Below are 3,186 nucleotides of genomic sequence, written 5' to 3'. Positions count from 1 at the left end.
CGACTATTTGCAACAGTGCCCGTGAAACGCCTTGATTCCGTGATACGACTCTGCAAAGCACCCCCAGAAAAAACAGGCGTACTTTACAGTAAAATGCAGTGTTAAAAAAGGGTGTTAGAAATTTAATCTCATGAATCCATGAGGCGGCTATTGGCACCTACTGTCACACCGCCACGGCGAAGATAACGCATCAGTGTTTCGGGCTTCTTCCATGTACCTTCCTGCATAATTTCAACCATAGACACCTGTTTTTCAGCCATATCTATGGCAGCACCAACACGCGCACTGTGGCCTGTCCACGTCCGGTAACGGCCTTTATTGGGGGTGGCATCACTCTTACCCAGCAGCGCCCAGGCGTCACTGAAAATCTTCTCCATCGCGGGCGCGGTTAGTGGCGTGGTAGTGATCCGCGCTTTGTTGCTCCGGTGTACTGGCGGGAAAAGTATCGCATCCGGGTGATCACGTAGTCCGGACGCGTCCAGCCAGTCATTGAGAACCGCAGTTGTCCGGCGGGAGAGCACCTTATCAAGTCCGGCGGCGGTCGTGATGGTTTTGGTGTGGGATACGTGAAGCGTTACAGTGTCACCAGTCTGTTCCAGATCGCGAACACGCACGCGGGACATTTCAGCCATACGCAACAGGGTATTGTAGGCCAGGAACAGAAAAGCCCGGTTGCGCAGATCCACCAGCCTGTCAGAGCGGGAGAGCAGCACGTCGAGAAGTTTCAGGTCATCCCAGCGCAGGGGCACTGCCTGGCCTGTGCGTTCGCCTTTTTCGGTTGCAGCTTCGCGCCGGATGCGCCGCATCGCCAGGGATACGCTTTTGTCATCAGATAGTTGCGGCAGTCCGCATTGTGACAAAAGCATATTGAGCATGGCGTAATGCTTTTCAATGGTGGTTGAAGCCAGATCCGCATCATGCAGTTGAAGCAGGTATTCGCGGGCAGCTTCCGGGGAGATCGGAAACCACGCAAGACCACGAGCGTGACACCAACGCGCCCAGGAGTGAAAGACCAGGCGCAGATCGCGCAGTGTATTAGGTGAGTAAGCACCCTGGTCATTAAGGAACTGCATGAAATTTTTGGCGGCTTCCTGGTACTCAGCACCAATATCACGAAGAAACATGCCAGAATTACCGGGGATAATAAGTTTACTCATGTAATCATTTCACCTCTATAAATTGGTGTCGCTACGCGAAAAAACAAAAAATGACAGGCTAGTTATCCGTGAGAATTTAAAATTTAAGCCCTTGATTCGAACCATGACTTTTTGAGCCTGTCAATACTGTTCATTTGATCAGTATCATATACTAACTTTAAATAATACTAATTATTTAAAGTTAGAAGGGGAAGATTTTTTTTGATACAATGGATCAAGTGAACAAAAAAGAAACCGTTTGATAAGCGGGATTTAGCAGCGTAAATCCAGGGTTTTGAAGAAGGTTTTCTAAATAAATTGACAATAAACTATAAGTTGATCCTTTACTCATTGTGTTGGGTGATGCTGCCAACTTACTGATTTAGTGTATGATGGTGTTTTTGAGGTGCTCCAGTGGCTTCTGTTTCTATCAGCTGTCCCTCCTGTTCAGCTACTGACGGGGTGGTGCGTAACGGCAAAAGCACCGCCGGACATCAGCGCTATCTCTGCTCTCACTGCCGTAAAACATGGCAACTACAGTTCACTTACACCGCCTCTCAGCCCGGTACGCACCAGAAAATCATTGATATGGCCATGAATGGCGTCGGATGTCGCGCCAGTGCACGCATTATGGGCGTTGGCCTCAACACGGTTTTACGTCACTTAAAAAACTCAGGCCGCAGTCGGTAACCTCGCGCATACAACCGGGCGGTGATGTGATTGTCTGCGCTGAAATGGACGAACAGTGGGGATACGTCGGGGCTAAATCGCGCCAGCGCTGGCTGTTTTACGCGTATGACAGGCTCCGGAAGACGGTTGTGGCGCACGTATTCGGTGAACGCACGATGGCGACGCTGGGGCGTCTTCTGAGCCTGCTGTCGGCCTTTGAGGGGTCCGCTTGGAAAACGGAATCTATGGTCACTCCCGTTTTTGCAACACCGATTTTGACGACAAGTTGGCTTGCTTGAATCTATCCGGCGTCTGAATGGGATTTTATTCCCGCGCCTTGATGAGTTCCGCGCCTGATGAACCTCCAGAAAATATACGGCTTCAATGAGCCTTTCCGTTTTACAGGTTCCTCAACAGGCCGGTGGGCCGTTAGTATCATCAATATCAGTATTCGCAAAACCAGATCAGTAATTCTTTAAACCGGTGTATTTCTGCCGTTATGCTACATAAGTTTGCTGTCGTGCCGTTAGGGCCCAGGCTATTCTGGCCAGCTTGTTTGCCAGAGCACAAGTGACGACAAAGTTGCTTTTCCGGCACAGTAAATCCCTGACCCAATCGGCCAATTTGCCAGACTGGTGGGCTTTGTTGAATAAATCGAACTTTTGCTGAGTTGAAGGATCAGATCACGTATCTTCCCGACAACGCAGACCGTTCCGTGGCAAAGCAAAAGTTCAAAATCACCAACTGGCCCACCTACAATAAAGCCCTCATCAACCGTGGCTCCATAACTTTCTGGCTGGATGATGAAGCTATTCAGGCCTGGTATGAGTCAGCAACACCTTCTTCACGAGGCAGACCTCAGCGCTATTCTGACCTTGCCATCACGACTGTGCTGGTCATTAAACGCGTGTTCAGGCTGACCCTGCGGGCTGCACAGGGTTTTATTGATTCCATTTTTACACTGATGAATGTTCCGTTGCGCTGCCCGGATTACACCAGTGTCAGCAAGCGCGCAAAGTCGGTTAATGTCAGTTTCAAAACGTTCACCCGGGGTGAAATCGCGCATCTGGTGATTGATTCCACCGGGCTGAAGGTCTTCGGTGAAGGCGAGTGGAAAGTCAAAAAGCATGGCCAGGAACGCCGCCGTATCTGGCGTAAGCTGCATCTCGCCGTTGACAGTAAAACACATGAAATCATCTGCGCTGACCTGTCGCTGAACAATGTGACGGACTCAGAAGCCTTCCCGGGTCTTATCCGGCAAACCCACCGGAAAATCAGGTCAGCCGCCGCCGATGGCGCTTACGATACCCGGCTATGTCACGATGAACTGCGGCGTAAGAAAATCAGCGCGCTTATCCCTCCCCGAAAAGGTGCGGGTTAC

Annotated in this window: 2 protein-coding genes and 2 pseudogenes; 2 read left to right on the top strand and 2 right to left on the bottom strand. The window is 50.5% G+C overall.

What is annotated here, in order from left to right; translation table 11 throughout:
• Window positions 1-128 precede the first annotated feature (128 nt).
• Window positions 129-1,157, bottom strand: a complete 1,029-nt coding sequence (locus tag DD597_RS24655; protein WP_039002937.1) for a tyrosine-type recombinase/integrase — start codon at window positions 1,155-1,157, stop codon at window positions 129-131.
• Window positions 1,158-1,550: 393 nt separating this feature from the next.
• Between DD597_RS24655 and DD597_RS24650 the strand changes: the two are divergent.
• Window positions 1,551-2,047 (top strand): annotated as a pseudogene (locus DD597_RS24650) (IS1 family transposase); the annotation flags it as partial.
• 255 nt (window positions 2,048-2,302) lie between these two features.
• On the opposite strand, the pseudogene DD597_RS24645 reads toward DD597_RS24650, so the two are convergent.
• Window positions 2,303-2,440, bottom strand: a pseudogene (locus DD597_RS24645) (IS110 family transposase); the annotation flags it as partial.
• Between the two features lie 35 nt (window positions 2,441-2,475).
• On the opposite strand from DD597_RS24645, the gene DD597_RS24640 reads away from it, so the two are divergent.
• Window positions 2,476-3,186: IS5 family transposase (locus DD597_RS24640; protein ID WP_129256653.1), on the top strand; the 711-nt coding region annotated here is incomplete at its 3' end.

It is taken from the genome of Enterobacter cloacae complex sp. 677-3DZ2D5B (genome assembly GCF_004136695.1).
GTDB lineage: Bacteria > Pseudomonadota > Gammaproteobacteria > Enterobacterales > Enterobacteriaceae > Enterobacter > Enterobacter hormaechei_C.
Note: the sequence above shows the minus strand (reverse complement) of the source record. Positions and strands in the feature narration are given on the sequence as shown.